Raw genomic sequence first — 26,877 nt, forward strand, 5'->3', positions numbered from 1 at the left:
TTTAGGAGAAAAAACTCATGCTTATGGACTCTGGCTATGACTCGTACCAGCAAGTAGACCTCAACGCGCAAGCGGCAGCAGCAAACCCACACCAATTAGTCATTATGTTGATCGATGGCTTACTTGATGAAGTTGAACGTATTCGTGGCCATTTGGCTGCGAATCGCTTGGCGGAGAAAGGTAACGGAATCAACAAATGTATGAACATCTTAATTGGGCTCACAAGCGCTCTAGATGATGAGAATGGTGGCGAAATTGCTGAAAACTTACGCCAGCTGTATGACTTCTGCCAAGTTGAGCTTTATTACGCCAGCGTGCAGAACGATGCGAATCGCTTGGTTAATGTCGAGCGTGTAATGGGTAACATTCGTGAAGGTTGGATGAATTTTGGACAACAAGCATAAAGTGTCGCCAGAGCGATTTCGTCATTTATCTCAGCTCATCCAATTCGCTACAAAAACTGCAGATTGGCATGCGCTTAAGCGCTATGACTTGCAGTTGCGAGAGCTATTGATCAGTCACAAACCTTTTTTGAAGGATCCTAAGCTTGCACCTGAAATTCAACGCGCCAAAACCGTTCATGCAGATGCATTCGCTAGATTAGAAAAGTCGAAGAACGAGTTAGAAAAAGAGATGAATATGGTCAATGACCATCAAGAGCGCGCTATGGCCTATCAATTAGCGATGACCATGGAGCTAACTCAATGATCGTATCTCCTTCAACTCAAATATCCGGCAATTCATCATCTGGCCATGAAGGCAACATAAAACAAGCAAGAGCTGTACACGGTTTTTCTCATAACCCTATGTCTGAGCATAGCCAGTATGACGGCCAAGGTTTCGCCTCAGCTTCAACCGTGCCGAGTTTTCATCTTACCGCTCCAGCTTTGGACAGCGAAGAAAAAGCGCATGCTCGTGGTTTGGATACTGACGAACACTCTGCTTCTGAAGCAGATGCTCACCTGACAAGTACACTGGGTTCAAAAGAATCACCTGATCTTGCTATGCAAGCTCAGGCTCTAACCCAGAGTATGCTCACTATGGCAGAAAAGCAGTCGGGTCAGTTCGGAAAAACTCCGCCTTTATCGGTAGCTAACGATGTTAAGTCTACAATACAAGACTCCAATAACGCCTTGCTAAACACCTCTCCAAAGCAACAAGAGGTGCAACAAAGCCAACCGATGTCATCGAACTCGCGTCTATCAATCTCCAATGCCGACTTTCAGACCCTATTGAGTCAACCAGTTCAAGGGCAACCAACGGCCTCACCACTCCAAGGACAAACACCAACGCCACAAGCCCCGAACACCGCCGTTGCCACGAGTCATATTCAAACTCAAGGCTCTGAGTGGGCGGCTGTGCGCGTTGACACCAGTGCTGGGAAATGGGGAGAGCAAATGATGCAAGTTCTGCATGACCGTGTGACTCTTCAAGCGCAACAAAATGTACAAGAAGCCAAAATCCGCCTCGACCCACCGGATTTAGGTAAGCTGGATTTACTTGTACGTGTTGAAGGCGACCGACTAAGCGTGCACATCAATGCCAATACAGCCGCAACACGAGAAGCTTTAATGCAAGTGTCTGAGCGTCTGCGCACAGAACTGCAAGAGCAGAACTTCGTCCATGTCGATGTCAACGTGGGCTCTGATCAAAGCCAGAGTCGCAATGACCAACATACAAATGAAGAAGACGCCACTATTTTCGCAGCACGAGAATCTGGTGCATTCCAAACCACAACAACAAACTATTCAGAACACTGGCTGAACACTCAAGCCTAGTTAATCCTCGAGGAAAAAGGTTATGACCAAACAACAAATGATCGCCCTGTTTATCGCCATGATCATCACCAGCGCCCTCGTTTCGGCCGCCACGATTATGGGCGGAATCTGGTACTTAAACAAACACGCTCAAGAGTCACCTGACTCTGGTTCCTTGATCGATGATTCTCCATTGTCATTTTTAGTCACAGAAGAACCGACAAGCAAAGGTCCTAGCTTCCATCCTTTAGACAAAGTCGTTTTAACCGTAAAAGGTAAAAAGCAGACTCACTTTGTCATGCTAGAACTAGCGATTGAAACACGCCGTCCTGAGCGCATCAAAGACATTGATGAATACATGCCAATGATACAAAACTCATTATTAAAATTGTTTAGCGACAAAACATTTGATGAGTTACAGCAAGCGGGTGCCATCGATATTCTGCAAAACGAAGTAAAACAAACGCTTTTACTGGCTTTTGCTAAGACAGACATCGTTCGCGAAATCGACGATGTTTTGTTGACTAAATATGTTGTGCAATAACGGAGCACAACCATGTTAGACATGAATATACAAGACACCTATACCACAGAAGAGGAAGTGACGACGCCATCACGCCCAATTGACGAAAATGCACTGCTGCAACGTCATCAAGTTATGGTGAAACGCGTCGTTAACCAGCTACGTGTTCATGCCACTTCTCACTGTAGTATTGAAGATATGCAGCAAATTGGCCTTATCGCTCTAGTTGAAGCTGGACGCCGATACGGCGATGTTGACGATCCTCATTTCCCTGCCTTTGCCGTGTGTCGCGTTCGAGGTGCAATTTTAGACGAATTACGCCGGTTAGATTGGCGCTCACGTAAAACTCGCCAACAGGCTCACGAACTCAACGACGTGACTCGAGATCTCACACGCTCTTTAGGTCGGATGCCTACGGATGCAGAAATCATCCAAGCCTTGGGGACGAATGAGCAGGACTATTACAACCGCCAAAATGCCGCCCTTGCGGGAGAGATGCAAAGCCTTGACCAACTGATGGAAAGCAGTGGTGATAGCTATATTGGCGGGCAATATGATGGCATGGAACATGAGCATATTCGTCGCAGTTTAGATAGCGCTTTAGGCAAATTGCCGAAGCGTGATCAATTGCTGCTTACTCTGTTCTATCAACATGAACTCAACTTACACGAAATAGCTCTGGTATTGGATCTGACACCACCTCGTATATGTCAGCTTCACAAACAAGCGCTGAAACAACTCAACCAATTAATGTCCTCTTAGGAGTCACAAGATGCAAAAGTTTTTTGGAGTCCTCACTATCCTGGTGTGCGTCTTCGGTGGATACATGTGGGCCGGCGGTAACTTAGGCGCTATCTGGCAACCAGCCGAATTCCTTATCATCATTGGCGCTGCTGCTGGTTCTTTGATCATCGGTAACCCACCTCACGTACTGAAAGAAATGCGTCGCCAAGTGCCTGCAACCATCAAAGGCCCGACAGAAGAACATGAGTACTACATGGAATTAATGGCGCTACTCAATAACTTGCTCGAGACAGCGCGCAACCGTGGTTATAAGTTCCTCGACTCTCACATTGAGTCGCCAGAACAGAGCTCTATGTTTCTCGCTTACCCGACGATTGCTGAGGATCATCGCCTAATTTCTTTCATTACTGATAATTTACGTTTAATGGCAATGGGACAAATGTCGCCTCATGAATTAGAGGGACTGCTAGAGCAAGAAATTGAAGCTATCCAAAACGAAATGCTTTTGCCTTCACGCTCACTACAGCGTACAGCAGAAGCACTACCTGGCTTCGGTATTCTTGCAGCAGTTGGTGGCATCATTATCACCATGCAGGCAATTGATGGCTCAATCGCTATGATTGGTTATCACGTTGCAGCAGCTCTCGTAGGTACATTCATTGGTATTTTCGGTTGTTACTGTGGTTTAGACCCACTAAGTAACGCCATGGCTCAGCGAGTAAAACGTAATATGACTGCTTTTGAATGCGTACGCGCAACCTTGGTTGCCTACGTAGCGAAGAAGCCGACATTGCTCGCCATCGACGCTGGTCGTAAACATATTCAGCTAGACATCAAACCAACATTCAACCAAATGGAGAAGTGGTTAGCTGAACAGGAGGGATAATGCAAAAACAAGAGCATGTAGTGTTCAAACGTGCCAAAGCACACAGCCATGATGAACCTCATGGCGGCGCGTGGAAAGTCGCGTTTGCTGACTTCATGATCGCCCTAATGGCGCTGTTTCTTGTGCTTTGGGTTATGCAGGTGGTAGACAAAGAAGAGCGTAAAGCAATTGTCGCCCACTTACATAGCTCAAGCGTATTCGACAAGAGTTACGGTAATCCATTTGATACTTCACAAAGTATCTCTCCTATTGACTTGGCACAGGACTCTTCTGTGCCAAGTAAACACAATTCCAACCACGTGGTAAGCTCATACTTTCGAGGTGACGGCGATGGGCCAGAAATCGACTCGTTGATTCCTGGTAACTTCGATACTCAGGAGCAACTTGCAGCGTTGGCGAAAGTCATTGAACGAATGACCGCTCAGATTAACGCACAAGGAAATGTCAACGTCACCGTGACCCCACAAGGCCTACGTATCGTCCTTCAAGATGATTACAAACAGCATATGTTCAGTCGTGGTGGCGCAGAGCTGACCCCTTTCTTCGAAGACTTATTACTTGCACTTGCGCCTGTATTTCAGCGTGTGAACAACCCACTGATCATCAGCGGACATACGGATGCGATTCCATTTAAAAAACGCTTTGGTCGTCAATCAAACTGGGCGCTATCTGCATCTCGAGCTGATGTCGCAAGAAATACGCTGGTTGAAGGTGGCATGCCGGATGATCGCGTCATGCAGGTCACAGGCATGTCGGATAGAGCTCTGCTTAACCCTGATGAACCAGATTCAAGCGAAAACCGCCGTATCGAGCTGTTCGTTTTAACGACGCCAGCAGCCAAAGTACTCGAAACTCTTTTTGGTAACCACCAAGAAAGTGAACTGCAAAAAGCGAAAGATAAAGCCGAATTTAACCAACCAGTCATTCGACAAGAAGTCATCAATTACTCGGGTGATACGGCCACCAACGAAGTAAATATTCAAGAATTATAACCTCAAAAGGTCACCTCGCCTGATGGTGACCTTTCTAACTGAAACCTCTGTTACTGTGACTTTTTAGTTGAGTTCTATATGCACATAACACCATCCGAAAACAAAAAACGCGATCTGTTGAAGAAAGCCTTTTTATGGTTAATTGTCTTCGACTACCTTTTATTGGCGTTTTTCTTAACTCAGCTGTCCAGTTTAACGCTTAACAGTGGGACCATGATCAGTATGCTGCTCGTCGTCTACAACGTCTTACTCGTTTCTCTGTGCTTTCAAAGAACCAATAAACAGGACTCTTATATTATCTACCCTGTTTTATCCGCGACGTTGTTGGCATTTGTCTGCTTTCTTTATTTCTTTTTTTTAATTTAGATACCAGACTCCACCATTGATTTGATTTTTAATGCTTTCTCGAAGTGGTCGAGCTGATGAGTCTGAATCCACCACGTAGCCGCCTCCATCAACTGTTCAGGATCATCATTTTTGTTGGCGAAAAACGCATAAAATGAGAGCCCAACCTGCTCACCTTTGCTTTCGATCTTTTTGTCACAGACCTCTATTATTTTGTCTCTCAATGAAGCTCTCATTTCTATTCCCTTACGCTAGTACATACTCACTAACCATACGGTTGAAAGAAATCAGATCAAACGAACCTTTAATTTCAAAGCGTACTCTTCCCACCTCACTCATGAAGAACTCAATTTCACAATCTAAGTCAAAAGTACCAGACGTCTCGATAGAAAATGCATTGATCTTGCTATAAGGCAGCGACGTGTAATCCACTTTTGAGCCCGTAATCCCTTGCACATTCGCCGCAATCACTCGCTTGTTGGTAAACACCACTTGGTCGCGAACCGTTTTAAAGCCCGCAAATACCGACTCGCCATCAATAAGAAACTTGTGAAAATCTTCCCTAACTTTTGATACCTCAATGGGTTTAAGCTTAAACACTGATGAATTGTCGAAATCGATCATAGTCATTCCTTTTTAGTTGATAGCGAACAAACTCAACGTAGCAGATACACAGACCGTTGCCTATCAGCTAAGTACCATCTTTCGATTTCAAACCTAGGAAAAAATTCAACAAAGTGCATTACTTCCAGCCCTGCCGCCATAGCTCTGGGTCTTTCAGCTCTTGCCAGTTCATCTCTTGCTCACGTTTACTCATAACCGCCTCAATGACACATTTCACAACATTGCCGTCTTCATCCAGTTCCATTTCAGTTACGACAAAGTGCTTCTCTTTATTTTTAGGTGACGTCGCCGTCCATTTGCTGTGCAATAGCTTCTTGGGGTGAATTTTATTCATAGTGGTATACCAATTTAACTAGCATCTTTATGTATACGACTGAATACCAAGAGAGAATCAGATTTTATTTTTAAGCATCCACGAAAAGAAAAAGCCGCAAAAGAGGTCATCCCCTAATGCGGCCTTACTTGCAACCCAATTAGGTCTTTTGACCGTTCAAACGAGGGTTTAAGTACTGACTCTGTAGCAACTGCAACGCCTTACCAACCAGCACAATCACCACCGCGCCAATCAATACGGGCGTGAACAGAAAGCTCCACCCCTGCCCAGATGCCATGATCAAGATAGGATTTGCGCCCGCAGGTGGATGCGTTGTCTTCGTAATCAGCATCGCTGACACACCTAACCCAGTCGCAATCGCAAGGGTGATTGGCGTGATCTCAACGTATTGGCTAAACGCAATACCGATAGATGCCGTAATGAAGTGACCAATGATCACATTTTTTGGTTGAGCTAGAGGGCTGCTAGGCACCCCAAACACCAACACCGCAGTAGCACCAAATGGCGCCATGAGAAGTACAACCTCAGTAAGAGATACCTCGGCGTAAGACAACACACCAATAGCCAATGTCGCACCAAGCCCCGCGACCAAAGATAAAATTAAATTATTCATAAACACCTCAAAGTAGACCGAATTGTCTACAAATTAAAATAGACAAATCTGTCTACCTTTGTCAATATGTGTTTGTAGAACTTTTTGAGGACGTAGTTATGAACAAAAAGAAACAGTTATTGATCGATACCGCGTTGTCGCTGTTTTACAAACAGGGCATCAACTCCATTGGCATCAATGAAGTCCTTAAAGTATCTGGCGTGGCTAAACGCACGCTGTACAGCCATTTTGAAAGCAAAGAAGCGCTCATCCTCGCCGCACTAGAACAACGCCACCAAATCTTCATGGCGTGGCTAGAGGAGAAACTATCACCAGCACAATCGAGCACAGACGTGATCGACCAGTTGTTTACCGCGCTTAACGGCTGGTTTCATGGTTCTGAGGAAAAATTGGGCGAGTTTCGCGGCTGTTTCTTCATCAACACGTCCGCCGAATTCAGTGACGACAGCGGCGAGATCGCAACGTATTGCCGCCACCATAAACAACAGGTTCGAGAGCTAATTCAACGCTATCTCAAATCAGACAACACATCATTACTCGATGCCATCTGCATCATGAAAGAAGGTGCCATCACCACCGCTTACATGACAAAAGAGTACGACGACGTCACAAAGAAATGCGTGGAAATTTTGCACAAGCTGTAACGGTAAGAAATCAAGAAACGAAACGACCAAGCACCAAACTGGCGAGAATGTTCAGAAATGGTAAGGTTATTTTATCAACCTAATGAGACACGCTTGATATGAAAATTGGCGAACTGGCACAACAAACGGGCCTTGCTCCCTCGCGTATTCGATTTTACGAGCGCATCGGACTGCTAAAAACCGTGACCCGTAAAGCCAATGGGTACCGCGAGTATCCGCAAGAAGCGTTAATGATTCTGGACATGATCACAACGGGTCAGCAAGCTGGATTCAGTTTGGATGAACTAAGTGCGTTACTGCCATCCGACCTTTCTAACTGGGATCATCATCAGTTGTTGACAACCTTGCAGCAAAAAGTCCAAGAGCTCGACGAGCTTGAGCGAAAAATTGCGCAGAGTAAAAGCAAGTTAAAAGAAGTACTTAAAGAGATTGAAGCTAAGCCAGATGACATGGACTGTGCAATGAATGCAAAACGCGTCATGTCTCAGCTTGGTCAAACGATTCTGACCAAAGAAAACCCTTCAAATAAAAAATAAAGCCGTCACCAAAGCAAAGCAACGTTAACAAGCGAAGCTTTACTCTTGATGTTGAGTTAAAGATTCGCAAGTTCCCTACCTGCCACCAAATTGAGTTTGTCAAAACCATTCGCCCTTAGTTCAGGTCTGCCATCTCCTTATTTCTATATTCAATAAAAATTAATCTGATTTATCTTCAAAATGCGGGTTGACCTTAAACCTAACTTTAATCTTAGGATGAATATCAAAGCAACACAGCAGGAGATTGGTGAATGCAAACGATATTGGGTGCAAGTGGGCAAATTGGCCGTGAGCTAGCATTAAGCCTAAAACGAGACTTTACGAGCGACATCCGTTTAGTGAGCCGCAATCCGCATCGAGTCAACGAGACGGATCAACTGGTAAAAGCGGACTTGCTCGACGCGAAACAAACATCAGATGCCGTAAAAGGTTCTAGTATCGTTTACCTTACTGCAGGGCTACCAATGGATACCCAACTGTGGGTGGAACAGTGGCCAACAATAATGCGTAATGTCATCGCCGCATGTAAAACTCATCAAGCAAAGCTTGTTTACTTTGATAATACCTACATGTACCCGCAAACAGATACGCCTCAACAAGAAGATGCACCATTTCAACCCAATGGAGAAAAAGGTCGAATTCGTGCGGTCATTACTGACATGCTGCTAGAATCGATGAATAAAGGAGAAATCGAAGCCGTTATCTGTCGCGCTCCGGAGTTTTACGGCCCGGGGAAAACGCAAAGCATCACTAATTCCGCCATTATCGATAATCTACTTAACCAAAAGAGCGCAAAAGTGTTTTTACGTGATGACACCAAACGCAGCTTAATTTATACGCCAGACGCAAGCCGAGCGATGGCGCTAATTGGGAATACGCCCGATGCTTACGGACAAACTTGGCATTTGCCTTGCGATGATCGTCGACTGACGTATCGGGAGTTTATCGCTGTTGCAGCAAAGGTTTTTAACGTTCAACCGAAATACAAAGTCATCAAGCGCTGGCAATTGTGGCTAGCTGGGCGATTTAATCAAACCATTCGAGATGCAGCCGAGCTTTTGCCTCGCTACGAATCTGACAACCTTTTTGTTTCGGATAAGTTTCAGACTCGTTTTCCAGATTTTCAAATCACCACATTCGAACAAGGCTTGACCACAATTCAACAAGAAAAAGCCAATGACCAGAAACCTCTTTAAGCAGGCATTGATAGGAGCTTTTTGATGAAAGATAACACACCGGCATCATCCCCAGATCGTTGGATCATATACGGAGCCAATGGTTATACAGGCGAGCTGATTGCGAGAGAGGCCGTAAAACGGGGTCACCACCCAATCCTTGCAGGTAGAAGTTTAGAGAAAGTACAAAGCCTAGCGGCTGAACTAGGGCTGCAAAGTCTTGCTTTTTCTCTTGAGGATAAAAGCAGCGCGGTCCAAAATATTTCGGGGTCCTCACTGGTATTAAACTGCGCAGGCCCCTTTTCTTCGACGGCAAAACCGATGATGAAAGCGTGCCTAGAAGCAGGCGCACATTATCTCGATATTACAGGTGAGATCTCTGTATTTGAGTTTGTACAAACGCTGCAATCACAAGCAAACGAAGCTGGTGTCGTATTGTGCTCCGGTGTTGGTTTTGATGTTATTCCAACGGATTGCATTGCAGCCACATTGAAAGCTGCGCTACCAGATGCAACACACTTGTCTCTCGGTTTTGACTCTCGCTCTGGTTTTTCTCCGGGCACGGCGAAAACGTCTGTCGAAGGTTTGGCTCAAGGCGGAAAAGTGCGACTTAACGGAAAAATCACCACCGTTCCGCTAGCGTATAAAGTTCGTAACATTGATTTTGGTGACGGCGAAAAACTTGCGATGACCATTCCGTGGGGAGATGTTTCAACCGCCTATTACACCACGGGGATTGAGAATATTGATGTTTTTATTCCCGGATCGCCGAACATGATAAAAAACGCTAAACGAGCGAATTGGGTTCGCCCCCTTCTCGGCATAACCTGGGTACAAAACCTCATAAAAAGCCGTATTGAAAGAATCGTAAAAGGCCCAAATGAGGAGCAAAGAAACCAATTACCCACATATGTGTGGGGTAAAGCAAGCAACAAACTCGGACAAAGCAAAACAGCACGAGTACAAACGGCCAATGGCTACAGCTTAACCGTAACGGGATCTCTGGCGATTGTAGAACACCTGCTACATACAAAGCCTGAAGCCGGTGTATACACACCCTCTAAGCTCATGGGCTCCAGTTTTGTGTCGCAGCTTCCCGGTTCTAGTGACATAACCATTGAAGAGTAAACAAAAAGGCACCAATCGGTGCCTTCTGCATTAACAGGGGTTGAGGCCATCACAACTCGTGTTCGGTACGAGCGATGATGTCATCCTGCGCGTCTGGTGACAGCGCGGTAAAGAAGGCTGAGTAGCCCGCGACTCGCACGACAAGGTCACGATATTGTTCTGGGTTCTTTTTCGCCGCCAGCAAGGTTTCACGAGAAACGATGTTGTACTGTACGTGCCAACCTTTGTGGTGATTAAAGAAGGTACGAATCAGCATCGATAGCTTGAGCTTATCTCCTTCTGAAGCGACAGCCGCTGGGCTTAACTTCTGGTTAAGCAGCACACCACCCAAGATTTTATTAGCTTGAATTTTACCGACTGAGTTGTACACCGCCGTTGGTCCCAAACGGTCAGAGCCCGATGCTGGACTTGCGCCTTCTGCCAGTGGCGTTTTCGCTTTTCGACCATCTGGTGTTGCCATCGTGGATGCGCCAAATGGCACGTTAGCAGAGATGCTCGATGTTCCCGCGTAGTAGCCGCCACCAATTGGACCGCGCCCATGACGTGTATTGACAAACTGCGCCAACTCATCAATGTAAACCTGATAAGCATCAGCCAGCAATTGGTCGACATAATCGTCGTCATTGCCGTATTTTGGCGCGAAGTTGATTAAGCGTTGGCGAAGTTGTTCGTTCTCAATACCATCGAAGTCTTCTTCTAATGCTTTTGCCAATTCCGTTTGGCTGATTTGTGCTTCTTCAAACACCAAATGTTTGATCGCCGCCAAACTGTTACCTAAATTGGCGATGCCCACTTGCAGGCCAGATACCCAATCGTATTTCGCTCCGCCTTCTTTTACTGTTTTACCACGCGCCAAACAGTCATCCACCAGCGATGAGCAGAAAATATCTTGCGCTTGCTGCTCAAGCACACTGTCGACTACGGTATCGATCTCAATCGATTTACGTGTGTAGTAACGAATTTGCTTCGCCCAAGAAGCGGTGACTTGCTCAAAGCTCTCGAAGTTACCTTTTGCTAATGACTTATCATGCGGCAAGAAGGCTTTGCCCGTCGTTGCATCCACACCTTCGTTAAGCGCAGCCAGTAAAATACGCGCAAAGTTAATGAAGCTCATGCCCGTGCAACGGTAACCCCACTTGCCTGGAACAGCGGTTTCAATACAGCCAATAGACGCGTAGTTGTAAGCGTCTTCTTTCTCGACACCTAGCTTGATGAATTCTGGAATGACGATTTCATCGTTGTTGAATGCAGGCATACCGAATCCGCATTTGATCACTTCAATACAGCCCATCAAGAACTCTTGATTCAGACCTTCATGATAGCGAACACTCAAGTTCGGTTGCGTGGAACGTAGCTGACCACAAGACTCTAAAATCGCCCAAGATAGCGGATTTACGGCGTCTTCAGGTTCTCCATTCTCATTCAGCTTTTGTCCACCGATACAGACGTTTTGATACAACGGAGAACCTGCCGACGCTTTTGAGTGCGCACCAGAGCGAATCTTGTTTACTTCAAGCAATTTCAACCAACAGCTTTGCAATAACTCAAGGGCGAACGCTTTGTTCATCGTGCCACTTTCAAGATCACGCACGTAGTAGTCGTTTAGGAACTGGTCCATCCGACCGAATGAAACAGAGTGGCCATTCGATTCTATTTGCAGCATCAACTGCACAAAATAGCTCAGTTGCAGAGCTTGCCAGAAGTTGGTTGGCGCATGGAAAGCCACATGACGACAGTTTTCTGCGATTGTCTCCAGTTCTGCTTTCCTCTCTGGTCGAGTTTCGTTTTGTGCCATTTCCAGAGCGAGATCGGCGTAACTCACCATGTGCTCCTGAATCGCAAGCAAGACAATTTCGACGGACTTATAAAACTGCTCTTTCTTTAACCCTTCATACGTCGACACGTCGTTATTAGCGCGATGCTGGCGAACCTCATCCAACAGACCGTTCATACCGATCTTCAGGATTTTTTCGTTATCCACTGCAAGGTGCGCGTCGCCCGAAGTCATGTTGCCCTCGGCTTTAATGATAGTGCTGGCTAGGATCTCTTGTTGCTCGTCGGTAAAAAGTCCATAGCAGCGATCTTGAACCGTTTTACCGCGCCAGTATGGCGTAATGGCGTGAATGCTTTGTTTGTCTTCTTCACTTACCGCAAAACCAGCCCCAGGTCGGTCGGCCAGTTCGTCGATTTCCGCTTCAATCCAACGCACCGTGTATTCAGGGAAGATCGGCGCAGCGCGTACTTTGCTCGCTTGGTTACCGACAATCAGCTCGTCGTGCTTAATCCAAATGGTACGAGTGCGTAAGTGCTCTTGTAACGCCAACGCTCGTTGCACAATCACAGGTTTGTCTTCATTTGCCTGATACGCTCGAGTATAAGCCTCTGCGCGCTCGGTACAGATAGGCGGCGTTACGATGTTGACCAGTGCCGATTTGTGGGCTTTGATTCGCTCTGGAAGGGTATGTAGGTCCATGGTTAACCTCTAACAATCACGTTAAGTTGAGTATGTTCGCTTGCGTATTGCATTGCGTTTTCTAGCAGTTCTGGATTATTTAATGGTTTGTCAGAACACTCGTAAGGCATATCGAGCAAACGGTATTTATTGATGCCGAGGGTGTGATACGGCAACAAGTGGAGTTCTTGACAGCTTTCTAAAGAAGCAGCGAAGTCAATGATCGCTTTGAGCTCATCAATGGTGTCATTGAAGCCCGGCACAACCGGCACGCGAATAACAATACGTTTGGCAATTGGTGCCAATTTTCTAAAATTGTCTTTGATGCGTTTTAACGATCCCTTCGTCCAGCGGAGAAACTTTTCTTCGTCGGTGTGTTTAAGATCCGCTAACCAGCAATCAATATACGGCGCGACTTTTTCTACGTTTTTCCACGGAACATGCATGCACGACTCCACCGCCGTAGACACATGGTTTTGATGCAAACGTTCGGCAAGTTCTGCCACAAGACTTGGCTGCATCAGCGGCTCGCCACCAGAAAATGTCACGCCACCTTGGCTTTGATCGTAGAAAGGCTTGTCTTTCATCAACACTTCAAACAGGTCGTCCGATTTCGCCTCTTCTCCACATATGCTGAGCGCTTGTGTTGGACATACGTTTCGCAGCGCAATGATCTGCGCTTCGCTCATAGCTTTTCGATTGATGATGATTTGATCGTCAATGCGTCGGATACCATCGCTCGCCATATTGCCGTTTACGGTTTGTTTATAAGCCGATATACAAAGCTGGCAGTCCGCCATACAACTGCGCTCATCAAACAGCAGAGAGTGCTTTTCACTGCGGCTTTCTGGGTTTTGGCACCAAGGACAAGACAGACTGCATCCCTTCAGAAACAGAATGGTGCGAATACCATCACCATCGTGGGTCGAGAACCTCTGAATATTGAAATACATTGCTGTCCGCCTCTTGGTTTGCTCTTCTACTTTTCACGCTTTTCTTTTGCTGAAAGCTTCATTTGATAATGAAATATTGGCACTTAACTTTCGCTTTGTGAAATTATTATAGTTTCAATTGAAATTTCAATTGATCAAAATCAAGATCTCAGCGGATTGTCAGATCTATAGTGATCCCATCATCAAAACGAAGATTTTGTATAAGGTAGAACCCATGATCGAACTCTATTTAGATACTGCTGACGTGGCAGAAGTAAAACGCTTTAACCAATGCCTACCTCTGAAAGGGGTAACCACAAATCCAAGTATTTTGGCGAAATCAAAACAAGGCTTGAACCAAACCTTAGCTGGCATGCAAGAAGCGTTAGGGGGAACACCCCGTTTCCATGCTCAAGTGGTGAGTACTACTGTAGAAGGCATGGTGGAAGAAGCACGCCAAATCCATGAATTACCCTATGATATGGTCGTCAAAGTGCCAGCAACCGAAACGGGCTTAGCGGCAATTAAGTTAATGAAAAAAGAGGGAATTCAAGTGCTCGCCACTGCTATTTACTCTGCTCAGCAAGGTTTCCTTGCGGCATTGTGCGGCGCTGACTATCTTGCGCCTTATGTGAACCGTATTGATGCGATGAACGGAAACGGTGTAGAAGTGGTCGCAGACCTGCAATTGCTACTGGATCAAAACCAACTGCCTGCAAAAATTTTGGCAGCGAGTTTTAAAAATACCCAACAAGCGATGGAAGTGATGAAGTTGGGCATTGAAGCGATCACCTTGCCTGTCGATGTGGCCGCGCAGATGTTTTCTCATCCAGCAGTTCAGCCGGCTGTCGATCAATTTGATAAAGACTGGAAATCCGCGTTTGGCAACAAACTTTCATTTGAAAGTTAAGCATAAAATTATCGAAAGTCCCGTTCCTCCTCGATCGAGGGGCTTTTGATATGGGAATCTCTGAGAAAAAGTAACATTCGCGCAGGCAACTGTTTGTAGATGCGGCTTACGAAGAGATTCCCAGCCCACTAGTCTCACCTCTCCCTTCACGCAAAGCACTCTATTCGTAACATCACTACTGACGAACAACGCTCGTTCCACAAGCAAAAAATTTTTGCTTCAAGCCGACAAACTCACAAGCGAAACGCATCAATAACTCGGTAATTATTAATTTTATCTATTGGAAATGAACACTGTTCATTTATAATCAGCGAACCTAACGCAGTAACAAGGAATCCACTTCATGAAACGCATTGCGCTTCTCTTTGCCATATTTGCATTACTTTCTGGTTGTAGCAGCATGTCGCCAGAACAATGCCAAACCGCAGACTGGTATCGCGTCGGCTACCAAGATGGCCGATCAGGCAACAACCCAAACATTTTGTACGAATACATTAAAGACTGTCGCGAAGCAGGCGTAACGCCAAATCACGTTGAGTGGCAAGACGGTTTTGATAAAGGCACCATTCTTTACTGTTCGCCAGACAATGGTTACACGGTGGGTGTAGAAGGAAAAACCTACTATGGCGTTTGCTCTAACGATCTTTTCCTTAAAAACTATCAGTTAGGCCATCAAGAATATCAGCGTCAACAACGCATTAACGCGTTAGATGCGGAGATATCACGCCTTGATCATCAATTGGATGCAAACTTAGATAAAGACAACGCGAAGCGTATTAGAGAGAGAAGAAAACAACTGGCGCGTGAGCGTGCATCACTCATCTCGCCAGGAGCTAATTACTACTTTAACTTTTAGTCGCGACGGGCTACAACGCTAGGGTCATAAAGCGGCTGTTTGGATCAGGTTGATAGTCACCAAACTGCTCGCAGTACGCGAAGCCATGTTTTTCATATAGGCGATGCGCGGGTTCAAAAAATGCCATCGACCCAGTTTCCAAACTTAGACGTTGTATCCCCTGATGTTTCGCTTGCTCAATCACGTGATTGAGCAAGCGGGATGCCACGCCCTGTTTTCTCGCCGACGGCGTCGTACGCATCGATTTCAACTCTGCGTGACCATCTTCTAGTTGGCTCATTGCCACACATCCCAATAGCTGCTCACCATCCCACCCCGTCCAAAACGTGATTGAAGGCAGCTTCAACTTGCTTACATCTAACGCATGCACGCTCTCTGGTGGCGATGTAGCGTACATGTCCTGCAAATGCTCTTCCAACAACGCAAGCACCTGCGGCCGTTCTAAATCGTCGATTTCAATTCTCATATTTCCATCCTTGGTGTTTTCCTAGTTAAAGCGGCTGTCTCATAATGTGCTGCGGTCCAACGGGGCCGCCGTGGTAAAGCTCATTGGTATCTTCAAACCCTGATTTTAAATAGCACTGATAAGCGGGTATGTTGCGGCAATTCACGGTGAGATAAAGCGCATGAAACTCGGGATAATGACGTTTGGCGAAATCGGCAAACTGTTGAATGGCTTGCTTGGCGATGCCTTTGCCTTGATGACGGTGATCCACCAACAAAGCACGTACGCCTAAGCTGTTTTTCGGGCAAAAATCGTATTTCTCGCTGTAAGCAGCATCAAATAGAAAAAAGCCAACCACGTCATCGTCCGCCAAAATCAGATGCGGAAGCTCTTTGGGTTCAAGACGTGTAAGCATTTCACCCACATCCGCGACCGTAAACTGCGATTGCTCTTCTAGCACGCTAAGTTCGCAAGTTTGTTCATGTCGCTCAGGCGAATACTTTTCAATAGTAATCATAATCTTCCTTGTTGTTTTTATGCTCAATTCATACAGGGTATGTCGTAAATAGAAATACCTAGTGTCGTATTTCCCACTCGCAGGCAAACGTTTAGCACTCTATTATCCTCGCCATTCGATAGAGAGGTTTCCATGTCCCGTTTTTTACTTTGTAGTTTTGCACTCGTTTTACTCTACCCTACTGCCATTGATTTGTATCTTGTTGGTTTGCCTCAAATTGCGTCAGATCTCAACGCCAGTGAATCACAGTTGCATATTGCGTTTTCGATCTATTTAGCTGGCATGGCTACCACGATGTTATTCGCGGGGAAAATTGCAGACTCTGTGGGACGAAAGCCTATTGCCGTCATCGGCGCGATGATCTTCGTGCTCGCATCTTTTCTCGGCGGGATGGCTGAGCAACCAAACGCTTTCTTGATTGCTCGCTTTTGCCAAGGCATCGGGGCTGGATCTTGCTATGTCGTCGCGTTCGCGATTTTACGCGACACGCTAGACGATGAACGCCGCGCGAAAGTATTGTCGATGCTCAATGGCATCACCTGTATCATTCCAGTGATCGCACCCGTGATTGGTCACTTGATTATGCTGAAATTTCCTTGGCCGAGTTTGTTTACCACGATGGCAGGAATGGGCATTCTCGTCAGTGTATTGGCCATTTTTGTTCTCAAGGAATCACTACCCAGCCAACAAGGTGAAGAACAGACAGCTCCAGAGAGCCATCAAGAGACTTTCTTCGAGCGATTTTTTATCAGTAGGCTGATCATTACTGCACTTGGAGTGACCACCATTCTGACCTTTGTTAACGCTTCACCAATTGTCGTGATGAGCATGCTTGGTTTTGATCGCGGCGGCTATTCTTCCATCATGGCAGGGACTGCGACGATCAGTATGTTGATTTCGTTCTCGGCGCCATTGGCATTGGGGATTTTTAAGCAGCGAACCTTAATGATCACCTCTCAAGTATTGCTCGCTTGTGCAGGCATCGTGCTCAGTGCTGCCCATTTCCATGATGGACAATCTCTTTACTATGTATTCGGACTTGGGCTGATTTGCGCTGGTTTCGCTTGTGGCTTTGGCGTGGCCATGAGCCAAGCGCTCAGCCCATTCTCTCAACAAGCTGGCGTGGCGAGCTCGTTACTGGGCATTGCTCAAGTTTGTAGTTCAGCGTTCTATATTTGGTTTATGGGTTTCATCGGCGTTAGTGCACTGAATATGTTGGTGTTTATCTTAGTGTTAGGTAGCGTAATCAGCCTTGCTCTAATACTATTGATTCCAAAGCCTGTTCACGATACCCATTATGAAGAAATCCCTAGCGCGACTTGATTTAAACTTACTGTTCACTCTGCAATTATTGCTGCAAGAGCAAAGCGTCTCGAAAGCCTCGAAAAAGCTGAACGTTACGCCCTCTACCGTAAGTAAGTCGCTCAACAAACTTCGTCATTGGTTCGATGATCCTTTGTTTGTCAAAACACCTAAAGGTCTTGCGCCAACGCCCTTGGCGCAAAGCATGGAGCAAGATCTTGCAGAATGGCTGCAAATTGGCAGCCAGATTGCAGAAAAACGCAGCGATATTACGCCTAAAGGAGTGCGTTTTGATATCACGATTGAGTCGCCATTAGTGCTCACGGTGCTGGACAGACTCATCGTCGCTATCCACCAGCGATACCCTGAAGCGAAAGTAAAAACCAGTAACTGGGATTACGATTCACTCGACGCCATCATTCGAGGCGAGGCGGATATCGGTTTTACCGGCCGAGAAAGTCACCCGAGATCGAAAGAGTCGTTGGATCTTCTGCCGTATTTCTTGGATTTTGAGATTCTATTTTATGACCTGCCGATGGTGTATTTACATAAAGATCATCCGGCATTACAGCAAGAGTGGAATCTCGAGACCTTTCTGAGCTACCAACACATCAATATTGTTTGGGAAAAAAGTGAAACTTGGGCGTTGGATGAAGTGTTAACGGAACTAGGGCTACAGCGCTCTATCGGGCTGACGATGTCCAACTTTGAGCAATCCCTTTTTATGGCTGCGCAGCCGACGCATGGCATGATCACCACCGCGCCGCACTATTGCAAAAGCTACACAGAAAAGCTGCATCTCGATTTGGTGTGCTTGCCAATTCCGTTAGACCAAACTCAACAAGACAAGTTACTGATTCCATTTACCATGATTTGGCATAAACGCAATGCGTACAATCCCAAATTGCTATGGTTGAAAAACACCATCAAGTCATTGTACGAACAACCATCCCTACCATAGTAACACTCAGGCTAAGGTCAGGTTTTCTCTGGTGATTTTTGATGATTTTCTCGCTCTGACAGCTATAACTAATCACTTTATCAACTAATGAAAAAGGTCGTTTGACGCTACACTCAATCCATATTTCTGCGTTAAGGGCCAAGGATGTCGACCTTTTTACTCACTGCTATTACGATGCTGGCGTTCGCCGCCAATTCATTATTGTGCCGACTTGCATTGGCCGAAGGGTTGATTGATGCAGGAAGCTTCACTCTCGTTCGATTGATATCTGGCGCGATTACCTTAATCGCATTGCTTGTCGTGAGAGGTCAGTGGAAAACCGATCGGCCAACTTCTCGCTTTCGCTTTTTTGCTGGCGTGGCGTTATTTGGTTACGCTGCCCTTTTCTCTTTCGCGTACTTACAACTGGCGACAGGAACTGGAGCTTTGCTTTTGTTTGGTGCCGTGCAACTTACATTACTGGCCATCTATTGGTGGCAAGGTGAGCGCTTTCAGTTTCTCGAAATCATCGGTATCGGCCTTTCGATTGTCGGCTTTGTTTGGTTAATGTTGCCATCTGCCACTCGCCCCGATATCAGTTCTGCATTTCTCATGTTGATTTCTGGCGTTTGTTGGGCTGCGTTTACTGCGCTCGGCAAACAAGCGCCTTCTCCAAGTAGTGGCATCACATGGGGGTTTATCGCTGCATCTATAATTGGCATACTCCTATCACCATTGATGCTGTCCTCAATCCATCTCTCTCTGAGCGGAATTTTGCTCTCTATCACGTCTGGCGCCATTGCATCTGGCCTTGGGTATACGCTTTGGTATCAAGTCATGCGTAAGCTCTCTTTACTTCAAGCCGCCGTCAGCCAACTTTCCGTGCCGGCCATTGCTTTGCTGTTAGGTACCGTCGTACTCCACGAGTCTCTTTCGCTGCATACACTTTTAACCAGTGGCATCATTCTTGGTGGTATCGCTTTGGTTTTTTTATCTCGATCCAAAAAAACAAGCGAACAATCGGCAAGCCGATAAAAAATAATAACTTTCCCTCTCAAATACCCATTCATCATCTATGCTTTTTAAAGCAGCAAAGCTCATTGCAGATGATACGAGTGGCCTGCTTTAGTATCAGGCGAAGGATATAAGGTGAGAATTGGCTCACAAAACACGACGTTTTTGTTTCAAAAGTGAGAATCGTCACAGATCGCGATTTTGCTCGTTTTAGGCGTTTCGTCAATAACGCCAAGGGCTAGCGCGAGATCGAGCCAAATACGCTCTTTGTGTTTTGACAAAGGGTTTACAAAGCACACTTTTTCACCCGCTATATTCCGCCCCCCGAATTTATTCAGAACAAGATTCTGATTATTCACATAAGAAATTCATCAACTTATAACGATAAGCCTGAGCAAACTTTGACACTATGAACGACAAAATAAAATTCGCTATTAAAGTATCGCTTAGCCTGACTCTGGCTTATCTAATCCCGTTTGCCATGGGTTGGCCGCAAGCATCGACGGCCGCAACCACAGTGATGCTGATTGCATCCACAGGCAGTCGTCGTGAATCCCTCGCCAAAGGTACCTTACGCGTGTTCGGTACGTTGGTTGGCGCCGTCGTTGGCTTGTTACTGGTGGGATTGTTTGCCCAAGACCGCTTGCTGTACATGCTGAGCGTGTCGGTTGTGGTCTCTTTCATTTTTTACTTCCGTAATGCCTATCAAAAAGATCCAACGCTACTCATGCTGACCGGTGTGATGACGCTGATGATGTCCAATGGCGGTGACGCAGAAGGTGCGTTTCTTTATGGCGTTGACCGCGCTTATATGACGGTGTTTGGGGTGGTGGTTTACACACTCGTGGGGACTTTCTTATTCCCGACCAAAACAGAACAAAACCTAAGACAGCTCATCGAACAACTCAACCAAGCACAACGCGCGCTGTTCACCGCTATCTTGCAAAATTTCGAGCAAAAATCGGCAGGGCAAGTCTCTCCTCTAGAAGATGGAGAAGAAAACCCAGAAGCTGAAGAGCCACAACCTAGCGTGGATTCTCTTATCGAACAGATGTTTGCCGCCCAAAATGCGCTCGAACAGCGTTTTGCCACAGTCAGTGTGGAATGCAGCGACGTGTCGGCCTACATGAAAGAGTGGCGCTTGGCGGTTCATTTGAACAAGCAGGTAACGCAACAATTGACCGTTGCGGCGCACAGCCACTTTAGCCACCAGCAAGACCGTGAAAGCATCAGCAACTTTGATCAAGCCGTTGCGGAAATTGACGCTCTATTTGATACCTGCCAACAAGGCTGGGACGAAAAAGAGCCCGCTTTTCGTGCTCAAGAGTTCAAAGTCGAATACAACCAAGCGTTACTTGAAGACGCAGCGCACCTAGAGAAAGGCTCTGCGCTTATGCTGGGGCACCTCTTGGGGCTCATGCATCAAAACTTGTCGCGTTTGGCGGAGAGCATTAGTTGTATTGACTCTGTGACGAACAATGTCTCCTTTGACGTGCCACTGCCAAAACCGAAAGGCAAGTTTCTATGGTGGGACGCAGAAAACTTTAAAACCGCGGTCAAAACCTTTGTCACTTATTGGGTGGCAGGACTGATTTGGATTTATTTCAATCCACCAGGCGGCTACTCGTTTGTAGTCTTCTCGACCATGTTTATGTCTTTGCTGTCGTTCGTACCTGTGCACCCGATTTTGTTGCTTGTGCTGTTCACTTTCGGCTTCTTGTTCGCGGTGCCTTCTTACGTCTTCATTCTTCCGCAATTGGATCTCGGGTTAGAGCTTGGCCTATTCATTTTTATCTACACCTTTATCGGCTTTTATCTGTTTAACGGGCCAGTGACGATTTTCTACATGGTGGGCTTGTTTGTTCTCGGTTTAGACAACAACATGTTTTATCACTTCGGGATCCTCATGACGATCATGCTGCTGTTCTACATGGTGGTGTTCATGATCATTTTCGCGCACTACTTCCCGTTTAGCTCACGACCAGAACACCTCTTTTTGACCATAAAAGAGCGCTATTTTAGGCACACTCGGGATCTGTTTGACTCCTATCAGAAGCAATCCAGCTCGATTATCACGCCGCTCAAACGGGCCTTGCACTTGGTGACGCTCAACGTTTCATCGAAAAAGCTCAAGGTGTGGGGTTCGAAAATCAACCACAAACACTTTGACAAAACCACGCCAGAAGCGATTGGCGCGTTTAGCAAAGCGTGTGATGTACTCAGTAGTCACATCAATATCTTAATGGCCGCCGAGAAAAAGTTGCTGACCAATCCGCTGATTACTCAACTTCGCCAACAACACCGCGATTCCATCATTCCTTTGATGGCGGGCGCTTTAGCCAGACATCAAGCAACACAAGAACTCGATTCCGTATTCGACCAATACAGTCAGGATTACCAATCATTCGAAGATAAACTGGAAGATTTTTTTAGTGAGTTAGATTTATCTGACTACGCTTATTCAGAGATAGCCGGTTTTTATATCTTGCTGAATTTAAAACGGAACGTGTTCGAAGCAATCAAGCATTGCAAGCAAACCTACGAGGATATCGATTGGGTGAACTTACAACAGAAGCGTTTTTAAAGGTGGGGATATGATGCTTCCAAAACTAACTAAACCAAGCCTCGCCATACTTTCTCTGCTCGGGCTCAGTGCGTGTACCACTGTAGGACCAGACTATGTTCATCCAAAGCAGGCGCCAATGCCAAGTGACTGGTCGGTGCAAAAAGCAGCCAAAGATACGCAGCAATCCGAGCAACAGCTACAACAATGGTGGCAGCAATTTAATGACTCAACTCTCAATCAGCTGGTTGAGTTGGCGAGCAAACAAAACCTCGATTTAGAAGCCGCAGGGCTACGAATAGTACAAGCACGTTCATTGCTCGGCATTTCGACCGGCTTGCAATACCCGCAAGTTCAAACCGTGTCAGGAAATCTAGCGCATGCCTACGTGAATGATCAGGGTGTAAACAACGCCGCTCTGTCGTTTGATGCTGCGTGGGAAATGGATATTTGGGGCAAATACGCTCGTGGCATCGAATCAGCAGAAGCGGGTTATTACGCATCCATCGCGTCGTATCACGACATCATGGTCACCATCACCGCAGAAGTGGCGCGTAACTACATTAACTATCGCACGTTCCAAGAGCGCATTTTGCTGTCTCGTCGCAACATCGAAATTCAAGAGCGTGTCGTCCGCATTACACAGGTTCAGTTCGACTCTGGCAACGTTACAGAATTGGACGTTCAACAGGCGAAAAACCAACTCTATACTACCAAAGCGGCATTACCGAGTCTCGAAGTCGCGATGAAACAATCACGTACCGCGTTGGCGTTATTGCTAGGTGCATTACCGGAAGAAGTAGACGAGCTGCTGCAATCAGATGGAATGCATAAGCAAATTGCTGACTACGAAAAACAGTTCAAATCGACAGGCAGAAAATCGGCGTTATCGGGCACCGACGAGCGCTCCATTGTGCCGCGTCCACCGCTGTTGGATACCCAAGTGGATGCGAACTTAGTGATGCGCCGTCCGGATTTACAAGTCTCTGAGATGCAAGCTCGCGCGCAGAGTGCGCAAATTGGCGTGGCGGAAACCGCTCTTTACCCAAGCTTTTCACTATTCGGTTCCATCGGTATCGACAGTACAGTTCCCGATGGCAGCAGTTTCAGTTTTAGCGATTCGCTCACCATGGTGGTTGGCCCAACGTTCAGTTGGAATATTTTCCAATACGGACGCGTGAAAAATAACATTCGTTTCGAAGATGCTCGCTTCCAAGAAACGCTGACGAACTACAACAAAAAAGTGCTGCAAGCCGTTAATGAAGTCACCAATGCAATCGAAGCGTATGACCTGTATTTGCAGCAAAAAGATTTACGTTTGCAATCGGTCAACTCTTCCATTCGTGCATTCAATATCTCCATGACGCAGTACGAAAACGGCCAAATCTCTTTTGAACGTCTGCTCAACTCGGTAGAGAAAATGACCCGTGCGGAAGACAGCTACGCAACGATCAAAGGGAACGTGGCGAACCAAGTTGTTGCACTCTATAAAGCCCTCGGTGGAGGCTGGCAAACCCAAACAGGCAAACCCTTCCTCAGTGAATCTATTGCCAAGCAAATGACAGAACGAACTGACTGGGATGGTTATTTAAATGAAGAAAACCGCGTATTGCCGCCTTTGCGCCTCGAAACTCCGGATGAGACCAGTGATGAGAACAAAACGGAGGATCTCTAATGCCTCATGAACTCTCTTGGGGAGACATTTACTTTTCTCCCACGTTACTGGTGCTCTTTCTCGCCGTCACGGCAACGTGGATAACGGTGATGATATTGAACAAGACACGTCTGTCTCGCTTCATTGCTTTTCCGTCTCTGACGTTTATTGCCATCATGGTCGGTTATGTGGTGGCCATCGACAGCTTTTATATTCAATTTTAGGTGCCAAACAAGATGAAAAAACTATTCGTAATCGCACTCAATCTTGTCATTCTTGGTGGCGCAGCTTGGCTCGGCTATCAAAAATTTGAAGAGTATTTTAATAACCCTTGGACACGCGACGGCCAAGTGCGCGCGAACGTCATCAAAGTAGCTCCTCGTGTATCAGGCCCAATTGTAAATGTCGCGGTGCAAGACAACCAAGAAGTGAAAACAGGCGATTTACTGTTTGAAATCGACCCTGCGACTTACGAAGTTGCTTTATCTCAAGCCGAAGTGGCACTAGAACGCGCCATTGTTAGCTCTCGCGGTAAAAAAATCGAATACGACCGCCTTAAAGATATTCGCGCGAAAGACCGCGGCGCGGTTTCTCACAAGGATCTGATTCGTCGTGAAATCGCTTACGAAGAATCGCTACTGCAAATCAAATCTGCAGAAGAGCAATTAAAGTCAGCGCGCCTTAACCTCAGCTTCACCAAAGTTTATGCGACCGTCGATGGTTTTGTGTCTAACCTCGATATCCGAAACGGTACGCAAGCGGTCGCAAACCAGCCACTGCTGGCGCTGATCGACAAGAACAGTTTCTGGGTGTTTGGTTTCTTCCGTGAAAACCAACTCGCGCAAATCGAACCTGGCAGCCAAGCACGTGTCACTTTGATGTCTCACCCAGACACGCCAATTGACGCAACGGTTGACTCTATCGGTTGGGGTATTGCGCCGAAAGACGGCACGGTCGGCTACAACCTTCTTCCAAACGTGAACCCTGTTTTTCAGTGGATTCGCTTAGCACAACGTATTCCGGTACGAATCTCAATCCAAGAACTTCCAGAAGATGTTGATCTTCGATTCGGGCTTTCTGCGTCCATCATGGTGATGAAAGATTCATCGGCAGAAAATGAACAGTAACTAAGTGAGAAGAACCATGGTCATTGGTAAAAAACTCAAAAACATTAATGAAGAAAACAACTTCTTCTATCTAACTTTAGCGCTGGTGATTTTGTTGCTAGGGAGTGCGATGGCACAAGTGGTGGGTGAAGGTACGATTGAACACATACTGCAGGCGTTCACGGTTCTCACGTTCATTGTCTGTTTTGCCAGCCTTCGCTTCGACAAAATGTGGTCTCGTTTCCTCTATACCCTGTTTGGCGTTTGGGTTCTTGTGATTGTGATCAAGACCGTTTTCAACATCCGGGAGATGAATGTAGTGATGCTTGCCCTCACCTTCGCGTTCTTTTTCGGCACTTTTAAATCCATCGCAAGGCAGATTCTTTTCACTGGCCACGTCAATAGCAACAAAGTCATTGGCTCAGTCGCGCTTTTCTTGCTGCTTGGTCTGATGTGGGCAATTGCCTATCTCATTCTTCTAGAGTTCTCGCCAACCTCATTCACTGGGATGGAAGCCATTTCTTGGGGGCAGAATTTCTCTAATGCGGCGTATTTTAGTTTCGTCACCTTAACCACGCTTGGTTATGGCGATATCAGCCCTCTAACGCCATTGGCTCAAGTCGTGGTGTATTTAGAGGCCATTACAGGTGTTTTCTATATGGCGATTGTTGTTTCAAGTCTCGTCAGTTCTAACATTGATCATCAGGTAAACAAAAATGGATAAACAATCGGTAAAAATCGACAGTAAGCTTTTCATCAGTAATATGGTGGAATCAGCAATACGCATTGGCTTGATCTTCGTCTTGCTGATGTTTACGTACGACATCATCAAACCCTTCATTCTTCCCGTTATTTGGGGTGCAATTATTGCCGTCGCTTTAATGCCACTTACAAAAAAGCTGGAGCGTGCATATGGCGGTCGTAGAGGGCTGGCAGCCACGACGATTGCTTTACTTGGTATTGCACTCTTAGTCACACCACTTGTTATGGTGTCAGGTTCTATTGTGGATGGTGCAACGCATGCGCTTGAAGTATTGCAAAACGGACAAGTGAAGATCCCAGGTCCAAAACCTTCCGTTGCGGATTGGCCTGTCGTAGGTGATAAGCTCTATGAGGTGTGGACCCTATTCGCGACTAACCTTGAACAAGCGATTCAAACCTTTATGCCGCAGATAAAGTCCGCGCTCACTTCTTTGCTAGGCACACTTGGCGGTGTATTGGGCAGTTTACTGCTTTCAATCTTGTCACTTGCGATTGCAGCAGGTTTTATGACGTACTCTGAATCTGCAGCATCAGGGCTAAGAACCATCGCTATTCGTACCGCTGGTGAAAACGCTAAAAGCTGGACCACGCTTATCGCCGCAACCATTAAAAGCGTACTGCTTGGCGTAGTCGGTGTGGCGGCGATTCAAGCCCTATTGATCGGTGCTGGTTTCTTTGTATTTGGCGTTCCAGCAGCTGGTTTGCTCACTCTGATTCTGATGATCTTGTGTATCGCTCAGCTACCAGCGCTGCTTGCCGTACTACCAGTGATCGGCTTTATGTACATGACTCAAGATACAACGACAGCCACCATGTTTACTGTCTGGGTAGTAGTTGCAGCTCTTTCTGAAAACCTGTTCAAACCAATGTTAATGGGACGTGGTGTCGACGTACCAATGCCTGTGATTCTGCTCGGTGCCATCGGTGGTATGCTTTTCTACGGCATCGTTGGTCTGTTCTTAGGTGCTGTTATCCTGGCGATTTGGTATGAGTTATTTGTTTGGTGGTTGAGCATTGAGAAAGCACAACAGCAAGAAGAAATGGCAGAACAACAAGACGCTTCTGATGACCAATCAGAGCCTGGACACGGTGCTGGCATATAATAAATCAATAAGTTAGAAAG

General features: G+C 46.3%; 31 protein-coding genes. 23 read left to right on the top strand and 8 right to left on the bottom strand.

All coding sequences use genetic code 11. The features are described 5' to 3' along the window. The first annotated feature begins 17 nt into the window (after positions 1–17). The 8 genes from fliS to FKN08_RS23855 all read left to right on the top strand — a co-directional run bounded on the left by fliS (position 18) and on the right by FKN08_RS23855 (position 5,268). Positions 18–404, top strand: a complete 387-nt coding sequence (fliS, locus tag FKN08_RS19655; RefSeq protein WP_005398523.1) for a flagellar export chaperone FliS — start codon at positions 18–20, stop codon at positions 402–404. Further along, entirely contained in the window at positions 388–708 is a 321-nt protein-coding gene (locus FKN08_RS19660; protein ID WP_005398525.1) for a hypothetical protein, read from the top strand. The genes fliS and FKN08_RS19660 overlap by 17 nt, the downstream gene beginning before the upstream one ends. Then, positions 705–1,778: a flagellar hook-length control protein FliK gene (locus tag FKN08_RS19665; RefSeq protein WP_170892745.1), complete on the top strand. Its 1,074-nt coding sequence runs from the start codon at positions 705–707 to the stop codon at positions 1,776–1,778. Before FKN08_RS19660 ends, FKN08_RS19665 begins: the two co-directional genes overlap by 4 nt. Positions 1,779–1,800: 22 nt before the next feature. Next, on the top strand, positions 1,801–2,301 hold the full coding sequence (locus FKN08_RS19670) for a flagellar basal body-associated FliL family protein (RefSeq protein WP_170892746.1): 501 nt from the start codon (positions 1,801–1,803) through the stop codon (positions 2,299–2,301). A gap of 12 nt (positions 2,302–2,313) precedes the next feature. Next, complete coding sequence (locus FKN08_RS19675) at positions 2,314–3,042, top strand: FliA/WhiG family RNA polymerase sigma factor (RefSeq protein ID WP_005396579.1); 729 nt, start codon at positions 2,314–2,316, stop codon at positions 3,040–3,042. A 10-nt stretch (positions 3,043–3,052) separates the two neighbouring features. After that, a complete protein-coding gene (motA, locus tag FKN08_RS19680; protein WP_005396580.1) occupies positions 3,053–3,910 on the top strand; it encodes a flagellar motor stator protein MotA in 858 nt (285 codons plus the stop codon). Beyond that, the gene (locus FKN08_RS19685) at positions 3,910–4,902 is read left to right on the top strand and encodes a flagellar motor protein MotB (RefSeq protein WP_005396581.1); all 993 of its coding nucleotides are present in this window, start codon (positions 3,910–3,912) and stop codon (positions 4,900–4,902) included. Before motA ends, FKN08_RS19685 begins: the two co-directional genes overlap by 1 nt. Positions 4,903–4,980: 78 nt before the next feature. After that, entirely contained in the window at positions 4,981–5,268 is a 288-nt protein-coding gene (locus FKN08_RS23855) for a hypothetical protein (protein ID WP_031780567.1), read from the top strand. Here the strand turns inward: FKN08_RS23855 and FKN08_RS19690 are convergent. The 4 genes from FKN08_RS19690 to FKN08_RS19705 form a co-directional block, all read right to left on the bottom strand. Beyond that, positions 5,265–5,483, bottom strand: a complete 219-nt coding sequence (locus FKN08_RS19690) for a DUF6500 family protein (RefSeq protein ID WP_170892747.1) — start codon at positions 5,481–5,483, stop codon at positions 5,265–5,267. The two genes, FKN08_RS23855 and FKN08_RS19690, sit on opposite strands and share 4 nt — an antisense overlap. 10 nt (positions 5,484–5,493) lie before the next feature. Further along, a complete protein-coding gene (locus FKN08_RS19695; RefSeq protein ID WP_005396583.1) occupies positions 5,494–5,871 on the bottom strand; it encodes a PH domain-containing protein in 378 nt (125 codons plus the stop codon). Between the two features lie 118 nt (positions 5,872–5,989). Then, positions 5,990–6,205 (bottom strand): TIGR02450 family Trp-rich protein, encoded by a 216-nt coding sequence (locus FKN08_RS19700; protein ID WP_046875742.1) that lies wholly within the window; start codon positions 6,203–6,205, stop codon positions 5,990–5,992. A gap of 139 nt (positions 6,206–6,344) precedes the next feature. Continuing rightward, a complete protein-coding gene (locus tag FKN08_RS19705) occupies positions 6,345–6,818 on the bottom strand; it encodes an HPP family protein (protein WP_005462762.1) in 474 nt (157 codons plus the stop codon). A 98-nt stretch (positions 6,819–6,916) separates the two neighbouring features. Here FKN08_RS19705 and FKN08_RS19710 point away from each other — a divergent pair, with 98 nt between their 5' ends. The 4 genes from FKN08_RS19710 to FKN08_RS19725 all read left to right on the top strand — a co-directional run bounded on the left by FKN08_RS19710 (position 6,917) and on the right by FKN08_RS19725 (position 10,301). Continuing rightward, the gene (locus FKN08_RS19710) at positions 6,917–7,462 is read left to right on the top strand and encodes a TetR/AcrR family transcriptional regulator (protein WP_047009615.1); all 546 of its coding nucleotides are present in this window, start codon (positions 6,917–6,919) and stop codon (positions 7,460–7,462) included. Positions 7,463–7,560: 98 nt separating this feature from the next. Then, complete coding sequence (locus FKN08_RS19715) at positions 7,561–7,998, top strand: MerR family DNA-binding transcriptional regulator (RefSeq protein WP_170892748.1); 438 nt, start codon at positions 7,561–7,563, stop codon at positions 7,996–7,998. Positions 7,999–8,249: 251 nt separating this feature from the next. Next, positions 8,250–9,194, top strand: coding sequence for an SDR family oxidoreductase (locus tag FKN08_RS19720; protein WP_170892749.1), 945 nt, complete (start codon positions 8,250–8,252; stop codon positions 9,192–9,194). A gap of 24 nt (positions 9,195–9,218) precedes the next feature. Further along, positions 9,219–10,301, top strand: coding sequence for a saccharopine dehydrogenase NADP-binding domain-containing protein (locus tag FKN08_RS19725; protein WP_170892750.1), 1,083 nt, complete (start codon positions 9,219–9,221; stop codon positions 10,299–10,301). 49 nt (positions 10,302–10,350) lie between these two features. Here FKN08_RS19725 and FKN08_RS19730 read toward each other — a convergent pair whose 3' ends face one another. Beyond that, positions 10,351–12,774, bottom strand: coding sequence for a formate C-acetyltransferase/glycerol dehydratase family glycyl radical enzyme (locus FKN08_RS19730; protein ID WP_170892751.1), 2,424 nt, complete (start codon positions 12,772–12,774; stop codon positions 10,351–10,353). Positions 12,775–12,776: 2 nt separating this feature from the next. Continuing rightward, entirely contained in the window at positions 12,777–13,706 is a 930-nt protein-coding gene (locus FKN08_RS19735) for a glycyl-radical enzyme activating protein (RefSeq protein ID WP_170892752.1), read from the bottom strand. Positions 13,707–13,920: 214 nt separating this feature from the next. On the opposite strand from FKN08_RS19735, the gene FKN08_RS19740 reads away from it, so the two are divergent. Both FKN08_RS19740 and FKN08_RS19745 read left to right on the top strand, forming a co-directional pair. Further along, positions 13,921–14,595: a fructose-6-phosphate aldolase gene (locus tag FKN08_RS19740; protein WP_006741998.1), complete on the top strand. Its 675-nt coding sequence runs from the start codon at positions 13,921–13,923 to the stop codon at positions 14,593–14,595. A gap of 343 nt (positions 14,596–14,938) precedes the next feature. After that, the gene (locus FKN08_RS19745) at positions 14,939–15,451 is read left to right on the top strand and encodes a DUF2799 domain-containing protein (protein WP_053808269.1); all 513 of its coding nucleotides are present in this window, start codon (positions 14,939–14,941) and stop codon (positions 15,449–15,451) included. 10 nt (positions 15,452–15,461) lie between these two features. On the opposite strand, the gene FKN08_RS19750 is transcribed toward FKN08_RS19745, so the two are convergent. Both FKN08_RS19750 and FKN08_RS19755 read right to left on the bottom strand, forming a co-directional pair. Next, positions 15,462–15,917: a GNAT family N-acetyltransferase gene (locus FKN08_RS19750; RefSeq protein ID WP_029801981.1), complete on the bottom strand. Its 456-nt coding sequence runs from the start codon at positions 15,915–15,917 to the stop codon at positions 15,462–15,464. A 25-nt stretch (positions 15,918–15,942) separates the two neighbouring features. Then, positions 15,943–16,413: a GNAT family N-acetyltransferase gene (locus FKN08_RS19755; RefSeq protein ID WP_029801980.1), complete on the bottom strand. Its 471-nt coding sequence runs from the start codon at positions 16,411–16,413 to the stop codon at positions 15,943–15,945. 132 nt (positions 16,414–16,545) lie between these two features. Here FKN08_RS19755 and FKN08_RS19760 point away from each other — a divergent pair, with 132 nt between their 5' ends. The 9 genes from FKN08_RS19760 (at position 16,546) to FKN08_RS19800 (ending at position 26,857) form a co-directional block, all read left to right on the top strand. Next, positions 16,546–17,736, top strand: a complete 1,191-nt coding sequence (locus FKN08_RS19760) for an MFS transporter (RefSeq protein ID WP_170892753.1) — start codon at positions 16,546–16,548, stop codon at positions 17,734–17,736. Continuing rightward, positions 17,711–18,676, top strand: coding sequence for an HTH-type transcriptional regulator YidZ (gene yidZ, locus FKN08_RS19765; RefSeq protein WP_025523988.1), 966 nt, complete (start codon positions 17,711–17,713; stop codon positions 18,674–18,676). The genes FKN08_RS19760 and yidZ overlap by 26 nt, the downstream gene beginning before the upstream one ends. A gap of 144 nt (positions 18,677–18,820) precedes the next feature. Then, positions 18,821–19,690 carry a DMT family transporter gene (locus FKN08_RS19770; RefSeq protein ID WP_170892754.1) on the top strand — a complete coding sequence of 290 codons (870 nt, stop codon included), beginning with the start codon at positions 18,821–18,823 and terminating at the stop codon, positions 19,688–19,690. A 388-nt stretch (positions 19,691–20,078) separates the two neighbouring features. Beyond that, the gene (locus FKN08_RS19775; RefSeq protein WP_170892755.1) at positions 20,079–22,253 is read left to right on the top strand and encodes an FUSC family protein; all 2,175 of its coding nucleotides are present in this window, start codon (positions 20,079–20,081) and stop codon (positions 22,251–22,253) included. Between the two features lie 10 nt (positions 22,254–22,263). After that, on the top strand, positions 22,264–23,907 hold the full coding sequence (locus tag FKN08_RS19780; protein ID WP_170892756.1) for a TolC family protein: 1,644 nt from the start codon (positions 22,264–22,266) through the stop codon (positions 23,905–23,907). Further along, positions 23,907–24,110, top strand: coding sequence for a DUF1656 domain-containing protein (locus FKN08_RS19785; RefSeq protein ID WP_005462724.1), 204 nt, complete (start codon positions 23,907–23,909; stop codon positions 24,108–24,110). Before FKN08_RS19780 ends, FKN08_RS19785 begins: the two co-directional genes overlap by 1 nt. A gap of 12 nt (positions 24,111–24,122) precedes the next feature. Continuing rightward, complete coding sequence (locus FKN08_RS19790) at positions 24,123–25,013, top strand: HlyD family secretion protein (protein ID WP_006740779.1); 891 nt, start codon at positions 24,123–24,125, stop codon at positions 25,011–25,013. A 16-nt stretch (positions 25,014–25,029) separates the two neighbouring features. After that, a complete protein-coding gene (locus FKN08_RS19795; protein WP_005396612.1) occupies positions 25,030–25,716 on the top strand; it encodes a potassium channel family protein in 687 nt (228 codons plus the stop codon). Next, the gene (locus FKN08_RS19800; protein ID WP_005396613.1) at positions 25,709–26,857 is read left to right on the top strand and encodes an AI-2E family transporter; all 1,149 of its coding nucleotides are present in this window, start codon (positions 25,709–25,711) and stop codon (positions 26,855–26,857) included. The genes FKN08_RS19795 and FKN08_RS19800 overlap by 8 nt, the downstream gene beginning before the upstream one ends. Positions 26,858–26,877: the final 20 nt, after the last annotated feature.

Origin of the sequence: Vibrio sp. 1-2 (7-a) (assembly GCF_013048515.1) — a bacterium.
Taxonomy (GTDB): Bacteria; Pseudomonadota; Gammaproteobacteria; order Enterobacterales; family Vibrionaceae; genus Vibrio; species Vibrio diabolicus.